24 protein-coding genes are annotated in these 21,254 nt (G+C 39.5%); 18 read left to right on the forward strand and 6 right to left on the reverse strand.

Going from position 1 to position 21,254, the window contains the following annotated elements:
* Positions 1–48 precede the first annotated feature (48 nt).
* Both AC2IOM_RS19540 and AC2IOM_RS19545 read left to right on the forward strand, forming a co-directional pair.
* Positions 49–552: a YgjV family protein gene (locus AC2IOM_RS19540; protein WP_486359852.1), complete on the forward strand. Its 504-nt coding sequence runs from the start codon at positions 49–51 to the stop codon at positions 550–552.
* A 163-nt stretch (positions 553–715) separates the two neighbouring features.
* A complete protein-coding gene (locus AC2IOM_RS19545; RefSeq protein ID WP_486359853.1) occupies positions 716–1,369 on the forward strand; it encodes an XRE family transcriptional regulator in 654 nt (217 codons plus the stop codon).
* Between the two features lie 8 nt (positions 1,370–1,377).
* Here AC2IOM_RS19545 and AC2IOM_RS19550 read toward each other — a convergent pair whose 3' ends face one another.
* Positions 1,378–2,154 (reverse strand): substrate-binding periplasmic protein, encoded by a 777-nt coding sequence (locus AC2IOM_RS19550; RefSeq protein ID WP_486359854.1) that lies wholly within the window; start codon positions 2,152–2,154, stop codon positions 1,378–1,380.
* A 184-nt stretch (positions 2,155–2,338) separates the two neighbouring features.
* A complete protein-coding gene (locus tag AC2IOM_RS19555) occupies positions 2,339–3,538 on the reverse strand; it encodes a PQQ-dependent sugar dehydrogenase (RefSeq protein ID WP_486359855.1) in 1,200 nt (399 codons plus the stop codon).
* On the opposite strand from AC2IOM_RS19555, the gene AC2IOM_RS19560 reads away from it, so the two are divergent.
* The gene (locus AC2IOM_RS19560; protein ID WP_486359856.1) at positions 3,523–3,966 is read left to right on the forward strand and encodes a hypothetical protein; all 444 of its coding nucleotides are present in this window, start codon (positions 3,523–3,525) and stop codon (positions 3,964–3,966) included. The genes AC2IOM_RS19555 and AC2IOM_RS19560 overlap by 16 nt on opposite strands.
* 28 nt (positions 3,967–3,994) lie before the next feature.
* On the opposite strand, the gene AC2IOM_RS19565 is transcribed toward AC2IOM_RS19560, so the two are convergent.
* On the reverse strand, positions 3,995–4,291 hold the full coding sequence (locus AC2IOM_RS19565) for a DUF6482 family protein (protein ID WP_394224789.1): 297 nt from the start codon (positions 4,289–4,291) through the stop codon (positions 3,995–3,997).
* Between the two features lie 327 nt (positions 4,292–4,618).
* A complete protein-coding gene (locus AC2IOM_RS19570; RefSeq protein ID WP_486359857.1) occupies positions 4,619–5,863 on the reverse strand; it encodes a hypothetical protein in 1,245 nt (414 codons plus the stop codon).
* Positions 5,864–6,076: 213 nt separating this feature from the next.
* Here AC2IOM_RS19570 and AC2IOM_RS19575 point away from each other — a divergent pair, with 213 nt between their 5' ends.
* The 14 genes from AC2IOM_RS19575 (at position 6,077) to AC2IOM_RS19640 (ending at position 18,564) form a co-directional block, all read left to right on the forward strand.
* Complete coding sequence (locus AC2IOM_RS19575; RefSeq protein WP_486359858.1) at positions 6,077–6,799, forward strand: hypothetical protein; 723 nt, start codon at positions 6,077–6,079, stop codon at positions 6,797–6,799.
* A 125-nt stretch (positions 6,800–6,924) separates the two neighbouring features.
* Positions 6,925–8,472, forward strand: a complete 1,548-nt coding sequence (locus tag AC2IOM_RS19580; protein ID WP_486359859.1) for a hypothetical protein — start codon at positions 6,925–6,927, stop codon at positions 8,470–8,472.
* A 152-nt stretch (positions 8,473–8,624) separates the two neighbouring features.
* Positions 8,625–9,455 carry a DUF3626 domain-containing protein gene (locus AC2IOM_RS19585; protein WP_486359860.1) on the forward strand — a complete coding sequence of 277 codons (831 nt, stop codon included), beginning with the start codon at positions 8,625–8,627 and terminating at the stop codon, positions 9,453–9,455.
* A gap of 81 nt (positions 9,456–9,536) precedes the next feature.
* Positions 9,537–10,382, forward strand: a complete 846-nt coding sequence (locus tag AC2IOM_RS19590; protein ID WP_486359861.1) for an alpha/beta hydrolase — start codon at positions 9,537–9,539, stop codon at positions 10,380–10,382.
* Between the two features lie 217 nt (positions 10,383–10,599).
* Positions 10,600–10,866, forward strand: a complete 267-nt coding sequence (locus AC2IOM_RS19595; RefSeq protein ID WP_486359862.1) for a hypothetical protein — start codon at positions 10,600–10,602, stop codon at positions 10,864–10,866.
* Positions 10,866–11,405: a hypothetical protein gene (locus AC2IOM_RS19600; RefSeq protein WP_486359863.1), complete on the forward strand. Its 540-nt coding sequence runs from the start codon at positions 10,866–10,868 to the stop codon at positions 11,403–11,405. Before AC2IOM_RS19595 ends, AC2IOM_RS19600 begins: the two co-directional genes overlap by 1 nt.
* Positions 11,406–12,049: 644 nt before the next feature.
* Positions 12,050–13,672 (forward strand): chitinase, encoded by a 1,623-nt coding sequence (locus tag AC2IOM_RS19605; RefSeq protein ID WP_486359864.1) that lies wholly within the window; start codon positions 12,050–12,052, stop codon positions 13,670–13,672.
* Positions 13,673–13,803: 131 nt separating this feature from the next.
* On the forward strand, positions 13,804–14,292 hold the full coding sequence (locus AC2IOM_RS19610) for a hypothetical protein (RefSeq protein WP_486359865.1): 489 nt from the start codon (positions 13,804–13,806) through the stop codon (positions 14,290–14,292).
* A 289-nt stretch (positions 14,293–14,581) separates the two neighbouring features.
* Positions 14,582–15,874 (forward strand): methyl-accepting chemotaxis protein, encoded by a 1,293-nt coding sequence (locus AC2IOM_RS19615; protein WP_486359866.1) that lies wholly within the window; start codon positions 14,582–14,584, stop codon positions 15,872–15,874.
* Positions 15,875–16,365: 491 nt separating this feature from the next.
* Entirely contained in the window at positions 16,366–16,713 is a 348-nt protein-coding gene (locus AC2IOM_RS19620; RefSeq protein WP_486359867.1) for a hypothetical protein, read from the forward strand.
* A gap of 147 nt (positions 16,714–16,860) precedes the next feature.
* Positions 16,861–17,115: a hypothetical protein gene (locus tag AC2IOM_RS19625; RefSeq protein WP_486359868.1), complete on the forward strand. Its 255-nt coding sequence runs from the start codon at positions 16,861–16,863 to the stop codon at positions 17,113–17,115.
* A gap of 136 nt (positions 17,116–17,251) precedes the next feature.
* The gene (locus AC2IOM_RS19630; RefSeq protein WP_486359869.1) at positions 17,252–17,677 is read left to right on the forward strand and encodes a nuclear transport factor 2 family protein; all 426 of its coding nucleotides are present in this window, start codon (positions 17,252–17,254) and stop codon (positions 17,675–17,677) included.
* Positions 17,678–17,813: 136 nt separating this feature from the next.
* Positions 17,814–18,170, forward strand: a complete 357-nt coding sequence (locus AC2IOM_RS19635; RefSeq protein ID WP_486359870.1) for a hypothetical protein — start codon at positions 17,814–17,816, stop codon at positions 18,168–18,170.
* 22 nt (positions 18,171–18,192) lie between these two features.
* The gene (locus AC2IOM_RS19640) at positions 18,193–18,564 is read left to right on the forward strand and encodes a hypothetical protein (protein WP_486359871.1); all 372 of its coding nucleotides are present in this window, start codon (positions 18,193–18,195) and stop codon (positions 18,562–18,564) included.
* A gap of 293 nt (positions 18,565–18,857) precedes the next feature.
* Here AC2IOM_RS19640 and AC2IOM_RS19645 read toward each other — a convergent pair whose 3' ends face one another.
* Positions 18,858–19,307: a hypothetical protein gene (locus AC2IOM_RS19645; RefSeq protein WP_486359872.1), complete on the reverse strand. Its 450-nt coding sequence runs from the start codon at positions 19,305–19,307 to the stop codon at positions 18,858–18,860.
* Positions 19,308–19,444: 137 nt separating this feature from the next.
* A complete protein-coding gene (locus AC2IOM_RS19650; RefSeq protein ID WP_486359873.1) occupies positions 19,445–20,215 on the reverse strand; it encodes a hypothetical protein in 771 nt (256 codons plus the stop codon).
* Between the two features lie 210 nt (positions 20,216–20,425).
* Here AC2IOM_RS19650 and AC2IOM_RS19655 point away from each other — a divergent pair, with 210 nt between their 5' ends.
* Positions 20,426–21,223: an ion transporter gene (locus AC2IOM_RS19655; RefSeq protein ID WP_486359874.1), complete on the forward strand. Its 798-nt coding sequence runs from the start codon at positions 20,426–20,428 to the stop codon at positions 21,221–21,223.
* Positions 21,224–21,254 lie beyond the last annotated feature (31 nt).

The following is a 21,254-nucleotide window of genomic DNA, read 5'->3' on the forward strand; positions in this document are numbered from 1 at the left end:
TTTTTACATTCGCGCCTGATTAGACTGCCCCTTTTTACAGGAGCCGTTATGTTTATTGTGTCGCAGTGTTTGGTAGCAATCGCTACTTTACTTGATTTAGCCTCGTTTCAATTTAAATCGCGCAGTGCGATTTTAGCCTGCTTATTTACTTCGGTATTGTTTACCGCAGTGCATTTTTTCTTGCTCGATAAAATAAGTGCTGCATGTTTAATGCTGCTGGCAGCATTACGTTATGGCTATTGTATTTTTGCGCGAGATCCACGTGTAATGCTTGGCTTTATGGCGATGAGTATTGCTGCGGTTTATATTACTTGGCATAGCTGGATAAGCCTAATTGCGCTGCTTGCGGCTTTACTGCAAACCTATGCGTCGTTTCAAGCAAATGATTTTACTTTGCGTTGTTTTATGATTGTTGGCACCTTATGTTGGATTTCGCACAATGTCTTGGTGTTTTCGCCAGTAGCTGTACTAATGGAAAGTGTTTTCTTAATGAGTAACCTTATTGGCTTGTGGCGTTTTTATGCCAAAAAGCGATTATCTGCTAGCGCGTAGTTAAGTTGAGGGGATTCGCGTCTAAGCTCAGGTTTATTGACTGCAAATCCAACGATGTGTTTAAAAATAAGGCATACAGCGTAGAGTTTAGCTTGGTTACGTTGAATTTAGTGTGAATATCGGTAAAGTCAGCCTCCACTAAAATTTTGGAGCTGAACTTACCATGAGCACTGCCTTTTCTCGCCGCTTTCTTTCGTTAATTGATCAAATCACAGAAGGCAACAAAAAGCGTTTTGCTGAAGTAACCGGGCGTTCGGCTTCAACTATTTATCGTTTGTGTCGTGGTGGCAGCCGCCCGTCGCTTGCTTATTTAGAACAATTAAGTGAGCAATTTAGCATTGATTTAAATTGGCTAATTACAGGCCAGCGCGCTATTGACGACGTTGCCAATAACACTAAACCCGATATGGTACTTGCACCTAAGTTTGATGTAGAAGCCAGTGCGGGCTTTGGCCAAGTTGGCGCAGGGGAAGAAATTTCTGACCATTTTGGTTTTTCGAAACAGTGGTTATCATCGCAATTAGGTGTGCATTCAGAGCAGTTGGCGTTTGTTTCTGTACGCGGAGACAGCATGCAACCAACCCTAGAACACGGTGATATGATTTTAGTGGATATGTCGCAAAAACAAGCGAATAAAGAAGATATTTATTTAGTACACACCGAAGATGGTTTGCTAACTAAACGCTTAAAACCATTTAGTGGCGGCGTAAAAGTAATAAGTGACAATCCAGAATACCCAAGCTTTGAAATCACCCATGCCACGGGTGAACAAGCACGTATTGTTGGTCAAGTTGTGTGGTTTGGTCGCGATATTTAATTTAACCTTTAGTCGTGTGCTAAGATTTGCTCACGGCTTAATTGCATGTGGTGCCAAAAACGCGCCACATCGTCTTTATTCTTGTTATAAAAATCCCGATTAAACGGCACGTACCAATAGGTGCGTTTTAACACTCCCTGACTGCTGATAACAATGCCTTGTTTGTTGAGTGCTTCAACACGTTTTAACCCTGCGCGTTTTTCAACTACATAACCGTCAAGCCTGCCATTAGCGACTTGGTTGATGCCCAAATCTAAATCATAGTTATCGTTAGCGGCAACGTTATGCTGTTTTAAAAATTGATGTAATACATAGCCTGCGGGTGCTTGTAAGCCAAATTCTTGTATGCGTTTGTAATAATTAAAATTAAACTGACCTTGTTCGTTAAACAGTTTGCCGTTCGATTCGGCACGATGTAGCGGCGAGCCTTTTTTATACAAAATTACATAATCTACTTTATTTAAGTAGTGCTGCTCATTTGTTGGATATGCAAATTGCTCTGTGCGTTTAGGCGTTCTAAGCATTACAAACAAGCCATCATATGTACCATTTTTAACGCCTTGCTTGCAGCGTTTCCATGGACGAGCAACAAAAGCAATCGGTGTATTAGCGTGTTTTGCTGCCCCCGATAACACGTCAATTACAAGCCCTTCAGGCTGAGTGTTTTGCACGGAATTAGTCAGATAAGGCGGGTACTCTTTATCTTCATGACAAAGTCGCCAAGGCTTAGCATTAATACTAAAGCTAACTACAAGCAAAAATGTGAGTAAGGCGTTTAAAAGCATAGTATTTCTTTGTCGTTGAGTAGTGGTAATTATATGTGACTTGCCTGAAATTGCTATGCAAAAAAGCAGCTTACAAAACGCATTTTGGTCAACATTTGGTTAACTGTGTAAAACATAGCTAAGCAATATGTTTTGCGTTGCTAACATCAATCATGTGTGACAATGCCTATCGAATTTAGTTTAGTTACTTAGCCGCAGAAACAAGTAGCAATTTGGCATCTTTACCATCGGTTAAAATGGCGATATTACCGCTATTGCTAACAAATACGTCGCGCAAGCGGCCGGTTATTTCGGGGAATACAGCGGTTTGTTTAAAGCGATTATTGTTAATATCAACTGCGTACAGTTTTCTATCAACGAGCGTGGTAATAAATAGGTGCTTTTGCAGTGATGGGAACGCGCTATCTCGTGTGCCATAGTAAGCCATGCCAGAAGGGGCGATAGAGGGTGTCCAATTAATGCTTGGTTGTTTCATACCCTTGTATTGAGTAAACGGCGAAATTCGCGCTTGTGAATAGTCTTTACCGTAGGTGATCACCGGCCAACCGTAATTTTCTCCAGCGCTTAAAAAATTTAGCTCATCGCCGCCAGCAGGGCCATGTTCATGACTTACAATGCGTTTTGCATCGTAATCGTACACAAGCCCTTGTGCATTGCGATGGCCAAGAGAAAAAACCGCATGAGCGTTTGGGTTTGTGTGATCTTTAAATGGGTTGTCGTTAGGTATGCTGCCATCTAGGTTTATGCGTAGCATTTTTCCTAATTGACTCGTTACAACTTGTGCTTGTTCACGATAATCAAAGCCGTCGCCACTTGAAAACAGCAAGGTATTGTCAGGCAGTATTAGTGCGCGACCAGCATAATGTTGAGGTGTGCCTTTATCGGTAGCCACCGTATACACAATTTGAGGTTTTGAAAATTCTGTGCCATTAAACTGTGCTTTTGCGATGACTAAGCGGTTAGCGCCTAAGTTGCCTTGAGCGTAGGTAAAATAAACGGTGTTTGATTGCACATAATCAGGTGCAAGCAGTATATCAAGTAAGCCGCCTTGCCCTGCAAGGTACAGGCCTTCAAAGTTAACGTTTAGCCGTTTTTGGCTGTTGCCTTTTACCATTACTACATGGCCGTCTCGTTCAGTAATTAGCCAAGTTCCATCGGATAACTCCACCATGCTCCAAGGCGCGTTTAATCCGGTTGCAAGGGTATGTATGTTGTAAGTTTCTAACGGTAAGGTGGTGTCGCTTGCAATGGCGTTTTTTGAAACACCTACAGATGTGACAAAACTAAAGGCGATATAAAGCAACCATTGTTTACAACTTAAGTGTTTGCTAGTGTGAGGGAATATACCTTTGTTGAGTTGCGCTAACCTTGTTATTTTTAACACGTTTATTACCTTCGTTTTTAGTTGCATGGCTGCTGAGCTTTACCATAGCTAGCTTGTTCCATAGCCAATATGTTGTCAATCAGTTAGTAAATGTTGGGGTGGTGGTACCATTAGGTGATCGTCTTAATGTAATGGCGCAAGATTGGCTTGGCATGATCACAACCTATGGCGTGATCATCGCAGTTGCATTAGCAATCGCGTTTACGGTTGCAAATTGGCTTAGCAAAAAATACGCTATTTCGCGCGATGTATGGTTTATCTTTGCAGGTATTGCAGCGCTTGCAACTGTGTTAATCGCGTTTGAACTTATTATGAAAATTAACGTGATTGCGGGCGCAAGAGGCTGGGGATTTTATACCCAATTACTCGCTGGTGCCGCAGGTGGTTTTGTGTTTTCAAAAGTAAGTGCTGCGCTAACACGTAAATAACAAGCTGTTAGCTTTAAAGTAAGCTTATTTAGTACAGCTTATTATCTCCTAGCGACACTTCCATTTCATTACTACCTTTAACTGGGCCGCCAATCATTTCATCGTAGGCGCTGCTTTGACGTACCACCTGTTTTTTAGCTTTGACATTCTGAAAACGCTGTTGTAATGCTAATAAATTATGGTGTTTTATGCGTTCACCTCGCTCGTCAGTAATCATGTATTCCTGCCCTTCAACCACGGCACTTACGTTGTAAAGCGCTAAATCAAGGCTATTAAAAACAAGTTTTTCAACTTCAAAGTACTTTTCTAATTTGCTCAGTTTCATTGTTGTATTCTTATTTAAATCATAACTTTATTTATTACGTAAACTATTTCAAATTAGATTAACTAGTAGCGTTAATTTTTATGTGTTAAACAAGCTAATAGTTTGTTCTATTTACATATTTATTAAAGCCAATAAAATAGGCAAGGCAACAACGGAATCGCCGTTAATTAGAGAAAAACATCACGTGCTTATTTCGAGCAATTTAGTATTGATTTAAATTGGCTTATTACAGGTCAGCGCGTTATCGTTTCGTTAGGTGTGCGTGGTATTTGATATTTATTTGTAAAACGGGCATTAACGCCCGTTTTTTCAAGCAAGCGCAAGCGATTAATAGGTGGCCGTTACTCTAAGGAGCGAGTAGTTAGTGAAGTCAGTGGTTGCTGCTGCTAGGTTAGAGCGTTTTTGTCGCGCAGTTTGTGCGCGCCTAAATTCACTATAGTTGCCATTAAACTGAAATGCGTACATTCGCAGGTTCAGTCTGAACTGATTAGCCTGCAGAGCGTCAATTGCAAAGGTATCGTTAAATTTAAAGTCTGGGATTTGTGCTTTGACAGGTCCTACAATCTGCCAATATACCTCGCCATAATTAGACTCTGGCAGGTATAGTGAAAAATCGACCTGATCAAGCTGCTCTGACACCGAACTAAAATCGTAATCTGCCAAACCGTTTTCATTATTTAACGATTGAGAGAACGCTTGAAACGCATTGCTAAAATTCGCGTCTAAATCCAAAATCGTGAATTCTTCCAGCACACCGTTGTCGGGTACCAATTGGTTCGCTAATGTCAGAAATCTAACCTCAATCCCTGCCTGCGATTGTGATTGATAACGGTAAATTGACGCTATCGACTTTTCAGCGTGGTCGTTAAAACTATAAAGCGGTTCATCATCAAAGGTGTAATTGACAAAGCGTCCTCTGTTTACATTTTTGACAATACCCGACACTTGCTTGGTAAAATCGTCATAAAGATATGGAAACTCAATGAGTGTTGAACGACCTGAAAACATATCCTCGGTCACATCAACCTGTGATGTATTTCTAACATCAATTAATGCACTTCGAATATCGCCAGTTGAATCGTTTGCTAAAATTACATCAACCAGACCTAATTCTTGACAAACTTCGATGGGAAGACCTCCGTTGTCATAACCATTGCGCAAGATGCGATAATCATCATAGCTGGTGGATAAGTTATCAAAATTTAATGTGACATCTGTGCAGCTGCAGCCACTTGGTGCAGCTAGGTAGAACTTACCATAATCGATATCTTCAGCGTTGAGCATTGTGATAATATCAAGTTCTGAATTTGCGTTAGCGCTCATGATACTAAAATGTTGAGCATTTTCTGGTAAAGCGGTTTTTAAAATGCCTTGATTATCGGTTTTATGGTGAGCGATAACATCGCCATTGCTGTTATGAAAGAGTACTTGAGCGTTACTGTATACTTCTTCTTGAAGGCAGCTGGTGTAAGTTTGCAGCTGAAAACTTTCGCTTTTTTCTGCATCATCAGAACTGCCACAGCCAACTAGTACCGTACTCGTTAGCGCGGCTAAAAGCGTTATTTTTTTCATCTTAGTATATCCCTATAATAATTATACAATAAGTATTATAATATTTATTTGTTATATATTTCAATTGGTTGTGCTATTACGTGGATTTCAGATTATTTTCGTAAATTAGCATTATGGATGATGTTGTTTACTTAAATTTGGGAACGAATAAAATAGGCAACAACGGAATGGCCGTTAATCAAAACAACCATCGCTAGAACAAATGGATTTAATATGCGCTCAATTGCAAAGCACTCGCTCGACCTTGATTTAACCGACAAAGATTGGTTTAGATACGCTTCCTTTCAGGGTAAATCATCGCTACAAGCAGATTCAGTAACGCGACTTCAGTCTTTGCCTGCATTAGCTGTGTTATCAGGTTGGGCTGAAGTGTTTTTTGCCCTTTTGGTAATGGCGATTGCGCTATCAAGTTTGTATTTAGTAGAACATTATCCACGCGGCATCGCTTTTTTACTTTGTTTTGGCAGCTTTTTAACGGTATTCATAATTAAGCGCTTAGTGACAATTAAAAAGTATGGTTTTGGCAGTAAAAAAGTAATGACCATTAGCCAAAATCACATCGAAATTGAAGAACTTGCTAAAAAGGTCAAAAAAGGTGGCAGTGAGTTAGTTAATAAAAGCGATATAAGCGAAGTGGTTTTTAACTACACCTATATTCGCAAAAACAAGCACCGAGTCGGTGGCGTTGCCAATAAAACACGTGCTGTTTTGCATACTTGTGATATTCATTTAAACGACGGTAAAACCATCTCCCTCGACGCTATGCGTGTTGGGTTATTTAACGTTTTGTACTTATTAGTATTTCATCAGTACCCATTGAAATTTAGAAACACCTCAGCCGGTGGTATCGGCACCATGTCGATTATTTTACTGCGATTATTCGCACTCGGCGCAATTGGCAATGCGTTAATTTTGTTGGGTAATAAGTTGTTTTAACTTATTAATATTTCACATTGATTTACATTTACTACAATGAATATAGATATTTTGATTGCAGGGTATTTACATTCAAAATAAAGTCGCGGGCGATAATTATAATAAAACTCGCTTAAGGAAAAAGAGTGAACTTAAAACACCTATTTTGCGTTGCAATCATCTTCTTTTTGGTTGGTTGTCAAAGTACACAGAAAGACCAAAACGCCCAATTTCTCTCAAACTCACATGGTTATTTAGTTGTAAATTTGCCACGTTTTCATCCCAATGTGGAAGTTACAAATATAGCTACTAAAAAGAAGTACACTCTCACCACGCGTATCAATAACACTTCAGGTTTATGGCTACCTGAGGGTGAATATGCTATTAGCAAAATGGGTATGCAGTCCAAGATAAAAGGGTTTCCAACAATTAACGTAAAAACAGGTACGTTAACTGATATGGGTTCTTTGATTTACTTTGATTTAGGGGACGATCAAGAAATTTGGATTCCAAAGCGTTTAGGTAACGAAGAACAATTAATAGCCCCACATATTGCAAAATATTCTCCTTACTTGTCGAACCAAAATAGTATTGTTTGGCAACCAAAAAAAATGCCTTTACCTAGCAAAAGTGTAATGACAAGTTCAGGACAAGGCTTAGTGGTTGATCTTATAAGTGTTTATGTACACAGTGTTCAAGAAGGTGCGTTAAAGATAGGTTTGTCAGATGAATTGGATGCTGATCAATTTTATAATTTAGCAATCAAAGCGTTACCACCAATACAGTCGCAAATTCCGGCAAGTGATAATAATCAAAACTTATATTATGGTGCCGAGCTGGGTGTAATCAAAAAGCGTGATGCAAAAGGGCAATGGGACATTATTCAAACAAATCAAGTGAGCGATATTCATATTGTTCGAACGCTTTCAAATGGAAAGCTATTAGCGGCAAATGAAGCGCAGCAAATAATTGTTGAAGCGCCAGAACAATGGCAAGTGGTAAGCCAGTTTGAAAACAATGAAAAAATTCAAGATATCGATATTTTAGGCGACAAAGTTTATGTAATCACAGCTGATTATGAAGATGTAAACTATATCCCATTCGGTGGTAATAACTATACATTAAAAGTTTATGAGTTTGACGCTGGCAATTTCGCATCCAAAAAAGAAATTTATTCTAATTTTAGAAAATGGGGTGCAAGAGCACACGGCAAAATTTCAAACAATAAATACTATATTGGCTTATCGCCAGAGCTACTCGATGTTATCGACTTGAATACGCATCAGTTAGAAAATTTAAACGTGCCTCAAAAATTCACAAATTTTAATGTGTTAGGTGAAGTAATTACGCTATACAACCAACAAGGTGCATTTTCTGATTTATTTGTTTCAAAAAATTTAGGGCAAACATGGCAAGAACTTAGCACACCACCATACACCATTGGCAGTATTTTGTTCGAATCACCAACTAATGGAACAGCATACCGCATTGCTGCTAATTTAGCTGATGTGAGCTTTTTCTTGCAAAAATATGATGCGCAAAAGAACAAATGGCATAACTTTTCTGAAGCGCCACGTGAGTGTAAATTTATATTACACGATGCAGAATATTTCCCTCGTTTTTGTGTGACTAAATCAGATGAAATTATGTCATTCCAGAATAAGCAATGGGTAAAAGAATCCAGCTTTCTTTAACCCACTATTTTCCAAATAAAGTACCCTTGCTGAAAATGAGTAAGGGTACTGCCTTTTTTAGGGAAGTATTGTATTTGCTGCCTCTTAATCTATTGTTTCTATTAATAATCCGTTAGAGTGGTAACAGTTATTTTTAGCCAAAGTAATTAATTATGGAAAATGCTGTTGAACAAGCAATTGAAAATATTCGCTTAAAGTCAAAAGGGGGGTTGAGCGTTGTTGACTGCCCCGTGACGATTAATTTTCACCCAGATCGTTTTACTAATCGAAATGAACCGCTGTTGCTCGCAATGCAAAAAGCAGGTCACTTACAATCGCAATTTGAAACAGGCACCAGTAATGGCGGTTTAACAGCGTATGCTGGCGGAGAACGCTGGCTTTGGGAGCAGCGCGTATTTGATGGCGCATACGATAACGCTGCAAACACATTAAGGCCAAAGTATGGCGCGCTTAACTTTCGCAAGTATGAATTTGGTGCATCACCGCGTTTTGGCTCTGCGTATTTTCAGTTAAAACCACATATACTCACCCGCACTACTTTCTGTTATCCAGATAGTTATTTTGAACCTGAAGACTTTGCCGTATTTAGTCATGTTCAATCACTAATAGATAAAGCAACAGTAGCAAGTGAAGACTTACTTGATGACTACATTGAAGCGCATATTCATGGTGAAATTTCGCTACAAGACGATGTTGAATGTGTGGTACTCGATCCTATCTTTCGCGGTACTGAAATTGAGCTGCAAGCAAACGCATTATATGTGCCTGTAAAGTGGCACCAAGGTTTTTCGCTTAGTATAGAGGCGATGCAGCAATACCCAGATTATCGCGGCTTGCAGTTTATTGAATTGGCAAAACGGCTTGCTATAAACGGCAAAATTAATGCAAAAATAGTGGGCGAAGCAGTAACAAAACTTGGTTATGATGAACAAGATATCAAAAAAATATGGCACTATTTAGCAAGGTTTGGTTATCCGTCGTGATGTTTTAATTAAATACTTTTGACTCATTTTTATAAATTACTTTAGCTCGCTAAAACTAGAACAAAAACCAGGGAAGTGAAAATGAAAAGCGTAATTTCGATTATCTTAATGCTTTTGTTGCAAGCATCAGTATATGCTTCGGAAATCATCGAGTTAGGTATTGCGACATCTATAAAATCTGAGGTGATGAATGAAAATAGACCTTACATGGTTTATTTGCCGCCTTCGTATGAAAAAAACAGTAATACTTATCCGGTTATTTATCTTTTAGATGGTGATATTCATAGGTTTAAAGGTTTTGTTGGAGTACTTGAATCGCTAAGTAGCCAAACGTTAGACAATCAAGTCAAAGAAGCCATCGTAGTTGCAATACCTAATACAAATCGCTCACGAGACCTTACACCTTCTACTTTAAAGAAGTGGACGTTCAAAGGCCGCGTTTTAGATGCGTTTGAACAAACTGGTAATGCGATTAACTTTACTACTTTTCTTAAAACAGAGTTTATCCCGCATATTGAAAAAACATATCGAGCGTCTGAAAAACGTGTGTTAGTGGGAGAGTCATTTGGTGGTTTATTTGCATCTAATGTGATTGTATTTACGCCAACTATGTTTAGCGATTATTTAATTATTGACCCTACCGCGCTTTGGGATAACGACTATTTAAATAGAGCTTATTTAGCTAATCCTAAAAGTACAAAGCTTGATATCAATGTGTTTTTTGCTTTTGCAAATAATAGCCACCTTGGTGATATAGGCTTAACAAATTATGCGTGGGGTTCAGCCTTTGCCACTTCAATAATTAAGCATTCAAATGGTATTGCTAAGCAGCAGTATTTTGAAAGCGAAACCCATGGCACTGTTGCTTTGCTGGCTTGGTACAATGGCCTTAAAACGCTTTTACCATCAGAAAAAAATGAGCATTAGATAAGTATCATATTAAAAGCTTGTTACAAAGTAAGGAAGAACAAAAGCTGGAGTAAGTTGACATAACTTACAACACGTCTTAGCATGCGGTTAAGGTTTTAGAGACGCCTTCTCCGCTAAAGACGATGTCACTCTCATCAAAATACATTCAAACATTCGAAACAAATAAGTTTGGTAATCGCGGAACACCAAAAGAACTTAGGAGTTTTGATTTGTTATGAATCTGCAATCTTACCCCCGTAATTTTGGGTTGTTATCTGCCAAGTTACATGAATCTTTTCGAGCAGCACTGCCGTTAGCGGTATTACTATTTTATATTTATTCCTTTAATTACTTTGGCTTTGTGGCGTTTTTAGAATTGCCATTTGTCACTTTATTTTCAATATTAAGTGATTATGGCCTTACATTTTTAGTGTTTTTAACGGCTGTTTTAGGCGCGATGACGATTTGCCAAATGGCGCAAGCTCGCAAGGAGGTGCTTTAATGGAATATGCATTAAAACACGCCAAATCATTAGCGAAAACGCTGCTAAAAGAGGCAAAAAGTGGTAACACAAATGTATTAAAACGGCTAAAAAAGTATTACAGGTTAGATGAAAATCACCCGACAGAGTTAAAGCTAAAAATGTGTCAGCACCTAGTTGCGAAAGACGCGGGGCTATTTGATTGGCAACAGCTGCATCAGTTGTTATCGGCAGAAATCGCTGATAATACTGGGCAAACTAATTTTGGTAGTGTGTTGCATTCAAGTGCATGCGACCGTTTTTTAAATAAATGGTTTGCAAGTTACCAAGAGGCGCAGCAGGCATTAACGAAACACAGTTATTTAGTGCCGTTTAAGCATCAATTTATGGTGGTAAAAGGTCATTATTTCGCTGAAATAGGTATTAGCAATATGCCAGAACTTAGAGAATTTAATAATGACTTGGTAAAAGCGTATCCAAGTGAAACATGGGATAAACTGGTAGCGCAGGTATTTGCCGCTAAGCGCTCAAAGTTGAAGCAAACAGCTAACCAAACTTAGTTTGTTAACTGCCAGCACTGAAATTAAGTGAGAGACATAAAACACTCATGTGTAATTTGCATGAGTGTTTTTTATGGTATTTTTAGCTGTTGATTATGAATTCCCTATAATCAAACAAGGTACCTTTTCAAAACGCATACCTTATTGTTTATTAATTACTTTTTAACGCTGTTACCTTATGCGCTTTTGCTGCAGCGCGAAAACCCAAAACTAACAATGTTGCGTGTAACTGCCCATACTCATTTTACCGTTCGTGATAACGATAAGGCTTGCCCGAGTCTGTAAGCCTTTTTTATGGTTTTGCTAAACCAATACTACTGATAAGGCCCTTATTAAAAACAGCGTTTGACAACGCTGTCAAAAAGTACCAGTATTCGGTACGTTAATTTATTGTTAACGTTTCCAAGAATAACTAATCTCAGGCTCAGATAACAAATAGTGAAAGTACATAAGTTTGAAATAGATAAAGTCGTTTTAATGCGCTTGCGACAAGTGTTTTCAAAGTTCAAGGTATAGCCCTTGAAACAATAGCGCGCATTAAGAGTGAATTTATTGCCAACACCTTTTACGGTTAAGCCAGTAAAAGTAACCGTTAGAAGCACATTCGTTATCTCCACTTGAGGTTAACCAATAAGGGCAGAAAAATGAAAAGAACACAGTTAGCGTTGGCGCTAAATTTAGCGCTGTTAACGCCACTTGCGACGCACGCACTTAATGTGCAACCCGACCCACAAAACCCCAATGGTTATGTGCTATTAAAAAGCGAAGTAGCGACTGCGGCACAAACTAAAACCGCAAATCCAATGTACGCAATTTGGTCAGATGCGCTGCGCACCGCTGATAACACGTTAGTTGAGGCGATTGTGCCAAATGCCGCTAGCAACCCCGCCAATGTAAAGCGTGCAGAGCGGGTTTTTGGTCAAGCGCAATGGGACTTTTTAACTCAAATGGCTGCACCTGAGTATACCTACACGCGTTTTTTACGCGCAATTGGTAAGTTCCCAGCGTTTTGTGGTGATTATAGCGATGAACGTGATGCCGATGCGATTTGTCAACGATCAATCGTTACCGCATTTGCCCACTTTGCCCAAGAAACGGGCGGCCATATTGCAAAAGATAATACCTCAGATAACCCGCAAGGCTTGGAAGAATGGCAACAAGCGCTTGTACACGTAAGAGAAATGGGCTGGTCTGAGGGGCAACCTGGTTACACCACGGGCTGTGGTCAAAATGACTGGCAAAATCGCCGCTGGCCATGTGCACCAAATCAAGGGTATTTTGGTCGCGGGGCAAAACAGCTGTCGTATCATTTTAACTATGGCGCTTTCTCTGAAGCAATGTTTGATGGTGATGCCACGGTATTGTTAAATAACCCAGCACTGGTTGCAGACTCATGGTTAAACTTAGCCTCGGCGATTTGGTTTTTCTTAACGCCACAAGCACCCAAACCGGCAATGTTACATGTGATAGATCGCACATGGACGCCGTCAGAGCGCGAAACATCTGCAGGGATCGGGTACGGTTTTGGCACTACCATCAATATTATTAATGGTGGCATTGAATGTGGTGCACAAAATAAAAATAAAGGCCAGCCGGTAAATCGTATTCGCTACTGGGAAGGGCTTTCAGCGCATTATCAAATACCGATTGAAATGGATGAAGAAAATACGTGTTGGCAACAAACCCCGTATGGCAGCTTAAATTTAGAAGGCGCAACCGACGTGCTTTACACTAACTGGGAAGGCGACTGGGCGTATTACGCAGATAGACCCGGTGGTTATGCATTTGAGTGTAAATTAGTGGCATATCAAACGGCGTATTCGGCGTTGGTACCGGGCGATTATGAAAAATGCGTTACTAATTTCTATGCCTCACACGCAAATTGGCCTGAAGTAAGGTTAGTTGATACCTTGCCCGATCCCGTCGAACCGCCATCAACAGGCAACGCTTGGTCTGCGGATAAGGTTTATGTGCAAGGCGATAAAGTGGTGTATCAAAACGCTGAATACCAAGCAAAATGGTGGACACAAGGTGATATACCAAACGCGGGTGGTCCATGGCAATTAATTGGAGAGGTAACTCCGCCAACAGAGCCACCTAGCGAACCGCCTGCTGAGCCGCCAGTCGAGCCACCAACAACGGTTGCACAGTGGCAATCAACAGCAGTTTATGTTGGCGGCGATAAAGCGGTGTTTGAAGGCAAAACCTACATGGCAAAATGGTGGAATCAGGGCGAACAACCAAATACCAGTAATGCATGGCAGTAATTAAACCGGCTTGTAAGCAATTAGCCGATTTAAATTAACCACAAATGAAAAAGCGCACATACATGAGTGCGCTTTTTTTGTTCACATGGCGAAGGGGTAATTAATTTGGCTTTGATGCGTCAGAAGGAGCGATGATCACTGCGTTTTTTACGACACAAGCAGAGCGCTTTTCTCCACAAGTGTATATTTCAAATGCCGATGGCTTGGTTATCGATAGCTATGTTATGAAGCCCTTTTCAAAAGATGGCACTTATGTTGTTCACTTTCAATTGTTTAAAGCGGGTCGTTATCAGCTAAGCGTAATGGATAACAACTATGCGGGTGGCGATGATTTAAGCTATAAAATTACCGTATTCCACGACACGGATGTCGATGCCTTTGACGACCGAAAAGAGCGCAGGCTATTGAGCGATGTAAATAAAAACGACCAAGATAACGATGGCATTATTGATGGCTTAGAGTATTTGTTAGCGCGCTCAGTAAAGCTGCTTGATGCTGATAATGATGGCCAATTTAACTGGCAAGATGACGACTCAGACGGCGACGGCACTGCCGACAAGCAAGAAGGTAAACAAGATAAAAATAATAACGGCCAACCAGACTTTTTAGAGAAAAATTAACACCAATTCGCAATAACACCTAACTGTTTCAAGGGATTGATATGGAATATCTGCTCAGACAGTTTAGGCTAATAGGTTTAAATGTCCCTGACAAACCAATATGAGCGTTTAAGAGGCGGTAAGTAGACTCCTTAGTTTTTATTACATTGTTTCAAATCAGGCTTATTTCTACCTTAGAACACGTTAAAAAATTTTGCTTAATATATAAACGATAGAAAAGGCTTAAAAAAATAAAATGCTGCTAATATTAAGTTAACCAGTTTGATCCTAACTTATTATAGGGAACTATATGTTTTGGAACAAAAAAGAAAAAGCCAAACAAACTAACATTACGCCAACTTACCAACATGACTTTAATGTTATGACGTCAATTAAACGAGTGTTTGCCTATATTGAGTTTACCCCGCAAGGTAAGATCATTACTGCTAACGAGCTATTTTTATCTACTCTTGGCTACGAGCTGAGCGAAGTTGTTGACCAGCACCACCGTATGTTTTGTTCACCTAACGAAGTCAGCTCAAACGAGTATCGAGAATTCTGGGATAAATTAGCACGAGGCGAATCATCTTCAAATAGATTCGAGCGCATAAAAAAAGATGGCAGTTCAGTATGGATTGAAGCTTCTTATACTCCCGTTTTAGATGGACAAGGTAAAGTTACAAGTGTAGTTAAGTTAGCGACTGATATTACAGAGCTACAAAAAGCGGAAATGAAAAAAGCAGGGTTATTAGAAGCGATAGAGAGAGCGATGGCAGGGATCTCTTTTGATGTAAACGGCCACATACTAGAAGTAACAGAGGCTTTTTTAAATGTTGTTGGATATCGCGAGCAAGACATAATTGGTAAACACCATCAAATATTTTGTCCCAAATCAATTAGCTCATCGCCAGAATACAAGCAGTTTTGGAACGAGTTAAGAGAAGGTAAAATTCAACGTGGGTTGTACGAGCGTGTAGATTCTAATGGAAACACCCTTTGGTTAGAAGGCGCTTATCACCCAATATTCAATAGGGATGGTAGTGTCAACAGGGTTGTTAAATTTGTGTCAGATGTAACCCAACAAACTCAAAGTATTAAAGATACAATTGAAGCAGTTCAATCAACATCTACAGAAACTGAACAAGTTAGCGCCGAAGCGACGCAAATGTTACAGCAAACCGTTGTTACAATGGACGATATTTCTAACGATATCGATGTCGTCTTCATTGATATAAAAGAACTTAATAATGAGTCTGAAAAAATTAATGCGATTGTGAGCACTATATCCGCTATTGCAGAGCAAACCAATTTACTAGCACTTAACGCAGCGATTGAGGCGGCTCGTGCTGGAGAACAAGGAAGAGGTTTTGCGGTAGTAGCTGATGAAGTTCGCACTCTTGCTGCTAGAACATCTAACTCCACCTCAGAAATCGCCAATGTAGTAAAAAGTAATACAGAGTTAACCCTCCGTTTGAGTGATAACATCGAAGCAGCACAAGAAAAATCCAAAAAAGGTGTTCAACTTATTAGCAGTGTAGATGGCATATTTAAAGAAATAAACCAGGGAATGTCTGGAATAGTTGAAGTGGTCAAACGCTTGTAGCTGTAAGGTAATACTATTTGGTTGAAGCAAAAAATAACGTCGTCGCGTCGAGGACTTTTAGCTAACCTTTGTCGTAAATATGAGTTCGATTAAAGCCTATTATTTAGGCTTTATTGGCAATTTTAAACCGTAGCAGAATCACTCAAGTTAGTACTTAGCAGAAGCAGCCCTTTGAACTTAATCATGTACTCGGTAGCAATGAGCGAACAACGGCCGTTGAATTACTTACTCCATGCACATATCAAACTCTTCGTTTTTAGAAGTAAAAATTATGCGTATTTCATTTATTAATAATTATTCCCCCTTAATTTAATTAACAGGCAATTTGCCTGTTTTCTGCAACTTATAAAATGTTAATTTCCAAATAACTACCTGACTAGTAACAACTAATTATTAGTGTTATAAATTGCTTTAGAATGTAAACAGGCGATGTTGCGGTAGAAAAAGAGGCAACTTGCCTCTTAATAAACTGTTAGCATTCAGGGAAGTTTGTGAGAATAATTCTAGTTTTGGTGGCACTAACTCTCATTGGTTGCTCCCCAGTTTGGGAAGAACCGCCGTATGAAGTCTATTACATTGATGGTGCAAAAACGTTAGGCTATAGCATTGGTGAAGGTTCATATATTGGGCGTATTGATGAGCCTGTAAATATGAATGCTAATAAAAAGTACATATCAGTTTATGCTTGCCCATATAAAACGTGTTCTTTTTATTACATCGATAAAACCAAAGACCATAAGTTTGCTGAGCACGACGAATTTGTGTTTGGGCCATATACAAAAGAACAGTTTACAACGTTAGTTAAAAAGTTAGGTTTACCGAGTGTTAGCTCGGAGTAAGCTGAATGCTAACAAACGCTTTAACCAAGGGACGCAAAACAGCAGGCTTGCGCTCCTTCGTCGCTAATTTTAGCCTGCTATTTTGCGCCGGTTAAGCGAGGCGTTAGGTATAAAATCAAATTTTGTCACAATTAAAAGGAGTTAAAATTGAAAATTCAAAAACCTCATTTCGTAGAACTACCTAAAGGCTATTCAGTGGAAGTTGTCGGCCACAAAAAGAAAATATGGATTAAGCCAAGTGGTATTCACATGACCTATGATTCCTCAAGTGCTTATATACAATACGGCGGTGAAGATGCAGATAAATCATATGCAAAGATTGAAGTTCCGTCAGACCCTGATTTTTTAAGAAAATTATCTAGAAAAATAAATAAAATGGCTAAAGAAATCGAGGGTAAATAAATTTATACCTAACAAGTGCATTAATGAATGGACGTCAAAAACTTGGCTGACGCTCATTCTTCGCTATTATAGCCAAGCTTTATCCGCCCATTATGCGGGCGTTATGCGTCAGAGTAATATGGATGTAAGAATAATTATGGAACAAGACGATTTAGTAGAGCTAGTAGTTAAGTATTTCGAGAAAGTAGATGCGGGTGATCCTAGTTATCTGGATCTATTTTCAGAGGATGTTGATTTTTTCTTTCCTAAATTTGGACAGGCGAAAGGAAAGAATGCCTTAGTGGAGTTTGGTAATAGAATTGGTAGCTCATTGAACAGTATCTGGCACGACATAGACGGTTTTCAAATAACAACAGCTGGAAACAAGGTAATTGTTGAAGGACAGGAAGGAGGTGTAATGAGTGACGGTACTTCCTGGCCGGACAATAATGTATCCACTGGTCGTTTTTGTAGTGTATTTGAGTTTAGTGGAAAATTAATAAGTCGCATGTACGTGTATGTAGATCCTGATTTCCCGAGCAGAGATTTACAAAGAATTTCTGTGCTGTCAGAGGTAAAGTAACGCATAACAAACTGTTCAAGAGGGATTCGCAACGCGTGACATTTTTACCATGCGTTGAGTTCAGTGTTTAAGGTGGTGTGCGGCGGCTTCGGCATTGCGTTGCTCACCCCTTAACAGGGCGTTATATGGCACAAATATGGTTCGGTGTTTATTTTTCATCATAGTGTTCTTTTCAACTCAAATTGACGCAAATGAAATTTGTGATACTGAGTCTGGAAAATGTGGAAAAGTTGGTACTGGTGGAGCCTGGATGCTATCGATAATTGAAACATCTGTAATTCCTTGTGGTAACCCAACTGAAATTACAAACTGGTTAGCCGAGCATGACTGGTTACTTGATAGAGTTAAAGCTAAATCAACAGAATATGATCACTTATTAAAAATGCAAAAAAGGTTATTTTGGAATGCTGAGAATAAAGATAAAACTCAACATTGCTCAAAACTCATTACATTAATAAAAAATGGCAACCCGTTAAATTCAAATCTAAGGTAAGTGCCATATAACAAACGCATTAATGAATGGACGTCAAACGCTTGGCTGGCGCTCATTCTTCGCTAATTATAGGCAAGCATTATCCGCATTTTATGCGGGCTTTAGGGTTACATCGAGAATCATCATAATGAGCAAATTTAAGAGGTTTATTTCAATTGTCACATTAATTTGTGTCGCCGTTGTAAGCTCTCTTACGATAACCCTATGTGGCGGTACATTTACTCAGAATAATTTAGGAACTGGTGCATGTTCTTTTGCACAAAATAGCTTTAATGGTTTTGGGCGTTTTAACCAACTACATCTAGAGCTTGGATCTGTATTTATTATTGTTGTTTTAATCGCACTTTTGTTGTCTTGCCTGTGGGCAATTAATAAATTCATTTTCAAAAAGTAACCCTAACAAGTTACTTAAAAGGACGCTAAACGCTTGGCTTGTGTTCCTTCGTCGCTAATTTTAGCCAAGCATTTATGCGCCAATTAGTAAGGCGTTACGAATGACAGCTTGTGGCACATATGCAACTGTCAGAATTGATTTTATTATCTTATTCTAGGCAAATAGGCCAAGTGAAGGCTTAGTTAGACAATTGATTTTTATTGCTCTCAAATACAACACGTTACCAGGCGGGCTGACTTAATTCGCCGGAATAAAAACGGATAAACCTTTGCTTTAAACTCGGTTAATTTTTGTTATGAGTTTATGGCGCTTGGTAAATTTAGCTTTTGGCTTATCTCAGCGATGTGTTGTTCGATAATGGCTATGTTCTTTTTGCTAAACGACATAAGCGGTATTTTCTCGTTTACAGGTTCTTCGTGTTTAATATGGGTGAAATGTAATTCTTTAAGGCCAGTATCGGTTTCAACTACTTTTGCACTGCGTAAATCCGCATGATTTATTCTAATACGCTTTGATATAACACTCTTTTTCAGCTCAAAAGCGTCAGCGTAAAAATGCCATGCATTAAAACAGTAGCTAATCATGCACATGGCGATGAATATTAAGCCCCATACAGCAACCTCCATTTTAAGATAATAAATACCCAAGCCTATCAGTAAAGAGCCTAGCAGCATGGTGGGAATCTGTTTTACTATGCTAACTTTTATACTGTGTTGTGGCTTGTCCGTAAGCGTATTTGTCACCGTTACTATCCTTAGTTGGTTTTGTATAGGTTAGGGGTATCAACCTTGTGCGAGCCGCAGTAATTCCTTTAAAGCGACTTAATTTTGTTTATAGAGCTGGGCCAAACTATGCGTTGGCCCTTTCGCTGCCTGATTCTCTAAAGTTGAGCTGGCTTTGCTGCTGCAAGTTTGCTCTCTAAGCGTTGCAATTGCTCTGCGAGTGTATTTTGCGTCATTTCTAATTCAGCTATGCTGCCACCAATTTCAACTTGTTTGGCGTCGCGGCCTTGTGATTTAGACTTTATTTGGTCAAGTTCGGTATTCACTGCAGCTAATTGATTTTTAAGTGCTTTAGTTGCTTGCTGCTGCTCTTCAAGTACCGAAAGCTTTAATGTGAGTTCAGTATGGTTTTGCGACAGTGTTTTAAGCTCAGAGCTAACATTTGCTTGCGCTGTTTTTTGGTTTTTAGTGATGTCGCTAGCTTGATCTTTTAACTGTTTAATTTCAGATTGGTTGCGTCGCCACGCAGATGCCCAAAGCTTGTCCATTTGTGTCCAAAGTTCGTCGGTACGCTTACTAAGTGCGCTTACCTTGGCTTTAATGGCGCCTGCCGATTCACCCATTTCTTCGCCTGTTGCTGAAAGTGCGCTTTCTAATTCAGCAATGCGTTGATTTGATGCAGCAAGCTGAGCTTGGGTTGCAAGATTTTGTTGGTAAAGTGTGTATCCACCTGCTGCTAACGCAATGATGGAAATAGCACCCAGCCAGGTAAATACATTGGTACTTTTTTTAACGGCAGGTGTGTCAGGTACGTTTTGCGGCGCGCTTGGCGCTTGCTTACTCGATTGTGCAATCGGCTCTTTTGATTGCGCAACCTGACCTAGGTCGGGCGTACTACCAAATAGTTCAGGTTCAATTCGTTTATTCAACACGTACTCCTAATGTTGTTACTTATTTCTGGCGTTGAAGCAGCTTACTGCAAAATGCTGAAAGATGGAATTACTATACCTAAAATGTTCGGCATACTTAAGCTGGTGGCAATGGTTGTATTTGTTTGTTATTGCTAGATTGAGGCTTGAAAAACGTCTTTTAAAACCAGATTATGCAAATCATAAATTAGTTTATAAATTTACACTTAAATGGAATCAACAAATCCCTTTCTTTCTAAGTTAACAACCTTAGTTGAAAATAAGCTGTTCAATAACTTTTTAGTGGCGGTTATTTTATTTAATGCCGTTACGTTAGGTTTGGAAACCACACAATTTGGTAAGCAAAACGCAAACATACTGCACGCGTTAGATTTTATTATTTTAATCATATTCACCATAGAGCTGGCACTTAAACTGATTGTGTATCGGCTGCGCTTTTTTAAATCCGGCTGGAATTGGTTTGACTTCTTAATTGTGGCCATTTCGTGGGCGCCAACCAGTGGGGCGTTATCGGTACTGCGTGCGTTTAGGATTTTACGGGTTTTAAGGCTGTTTTCGGTGGTGCCACAAATGCGCCGTGTAATTGGTGCGTTGGGTCACTCACTGCCTGGTATGGCGTCGGTAATTGGTGTACTGGGTATTATCTTTTATGTTTACGCGGTACTTGCTACTAAGCTGTTTGGCCAACACCCAGATGCGAACATGCAAGAATGGTTTGGCAGTATTGGTGCGTCGGCGTACACCTTGTTTCAAGTAATGACGTTAGAAAGCTGGTCTATGGGGATTGTGCGCCCAACTATGGAGCTGTTCCCGCAATCTTGGCTGTTCTTTGTGCCGTTTATTATTATCACCAGCTTTGCGGTGCTTAACTTGTTTATTGGTATTATTGTTGATGCAATGCAAGTAATGCACGAAGAAGAAGGCAAGCCAGAGCAAACCTTTGCCACTAAAGAAGATATATTGCGCCTTGAGGCAAAAATTGATGCCTTAATCAACAATAAACAGTAACCACCCGCCAAAAAAGCTGAAAGTGAGGTTC

It is taken from the genome of Pseudoalteromonas sp. NS-SX12 (assembly GCF_057367955.1).

Bases quoted from the DNA above. Each gene is read 5' to 3' on its own strand.
- AC2IOM_RS19600 (WP_486359863.1), top strand. From the start codon at position 10,866: ATGGAATATGCATTAAAACACGCCAAATCATTAGCGAAAACGCTGCTA.
- AC2IOM_RS19585 (WP_486359860.1), top strand. From the start codon at position 8,625: ATGGAAAATGCTGTTGAACAAGCAATTGAAAATATTCGCTTAAAGTCA.
- AC2IOM_RS19545 (WP_486359853.1), top strand. From the start codon at position 716: ATGAGCACTGCCTTTTCTCGCCGCTTTCTTTCGTTAATTGATCAAATC.
- AC2IOM_RS19615 (WP_486359866.1), top strand. From the start codon at position 14,582: ATGTTTTGGAACAAAAAAGAAAAAGCCAAACAAACTAACATTACGCCA.
- AC2IOM_RS19540 (WP_486359852.1), top strand. From the start codon at position 49: ATGTTTATTGTGTCGCAGTGTTTGGTAGCAATCGCTACTTTACTTGAT.
- AC2IOM_RS19595 (WP_486359862.1), top strand. From the start codon at position 10,600: ATGAATCTGCAATCTTACCCCCGTAATTTTGGGTTGTTATCTGCCAAG.
- AC2IOM_RS19610 (WP_486359865.1), top strand. From the start codon at position 13,804: ATGATCACTGCGTTTTTTACGACACAAGCAGAGCGCTTTTCTCCACAA.
- AC2IOM_RS19630 (WP_486359869.1), top strand. From the start codon at position 17,252: ATGGAACAAGACGATTTAGTAGAGCTAGTAGTTAAGTATTTCGAGAAA.
- AC2IOM_RS19575 (WP_486359858.1), top strand. From the start codon at position 6,077: ATGCGCTCAATTGCAAAGCACTCGCTCGACCTTGATTTAACCGACAAA.
- AC2IOM_RS19640 (WP_486359871.1), top strand. From the start codon at position 18,193: ATGAATGGACGTCAAACGCTTGGCTGGCGCTCATTCTTCGCTAATTAT.
- AC2IOM_RS19605 (WP_486359864.1), top strand. From the start codon at position 12,050: ATGAAAAGAACACAGTTAGCGTTGGCGCTAAATTTAGCGCTGTTAACG.
- AC2IOM_RS19590 (WP_486359861.1), top strand. From the start codon at position 9,537: ATGAAAAGCGTAATTTCGATTATCTTAATGCTTTTGTTGCAAGCATCA.
- AC2IOM_RS19655 (WP_486359874.1), top strand. From the start codon at position 20,426: ATGGAATCAACAAATCCCTTTCTTTCTAAGTTAACAACCTTAGTTGAA.
- AC2IOM_RS19570 (WP_486359857.1), bottom strand. From the start codon at position 5,863: ATGAAAAAAATAACGCTTTTAGCCGCGCTAACGAGTACGGTACTAGTT.
- AC2IOM_RS19565 (WP_394224789.1), bottom strand. From the start codon at position 4,291: ATGAAACTGAGCAAATTAGAAAAGTACTTTGAAGTTGAAAAACTTGTT.
- AC2IOM_RS19635 (WP_486359870.1), top strand. From the start codon at position 17,814: ATGGTTCGGTGTTTATTTTTCATCATAGTGTTCTTTTCAACTCAAATT.
- AC2IOM_RS19550 (WP_486359854.1), bottom strand. From the start codon at position 2,154: ATGCTTTTAAACGCCTTACTCACATTTTTGCTTGTAGTTAGCTTTAGT.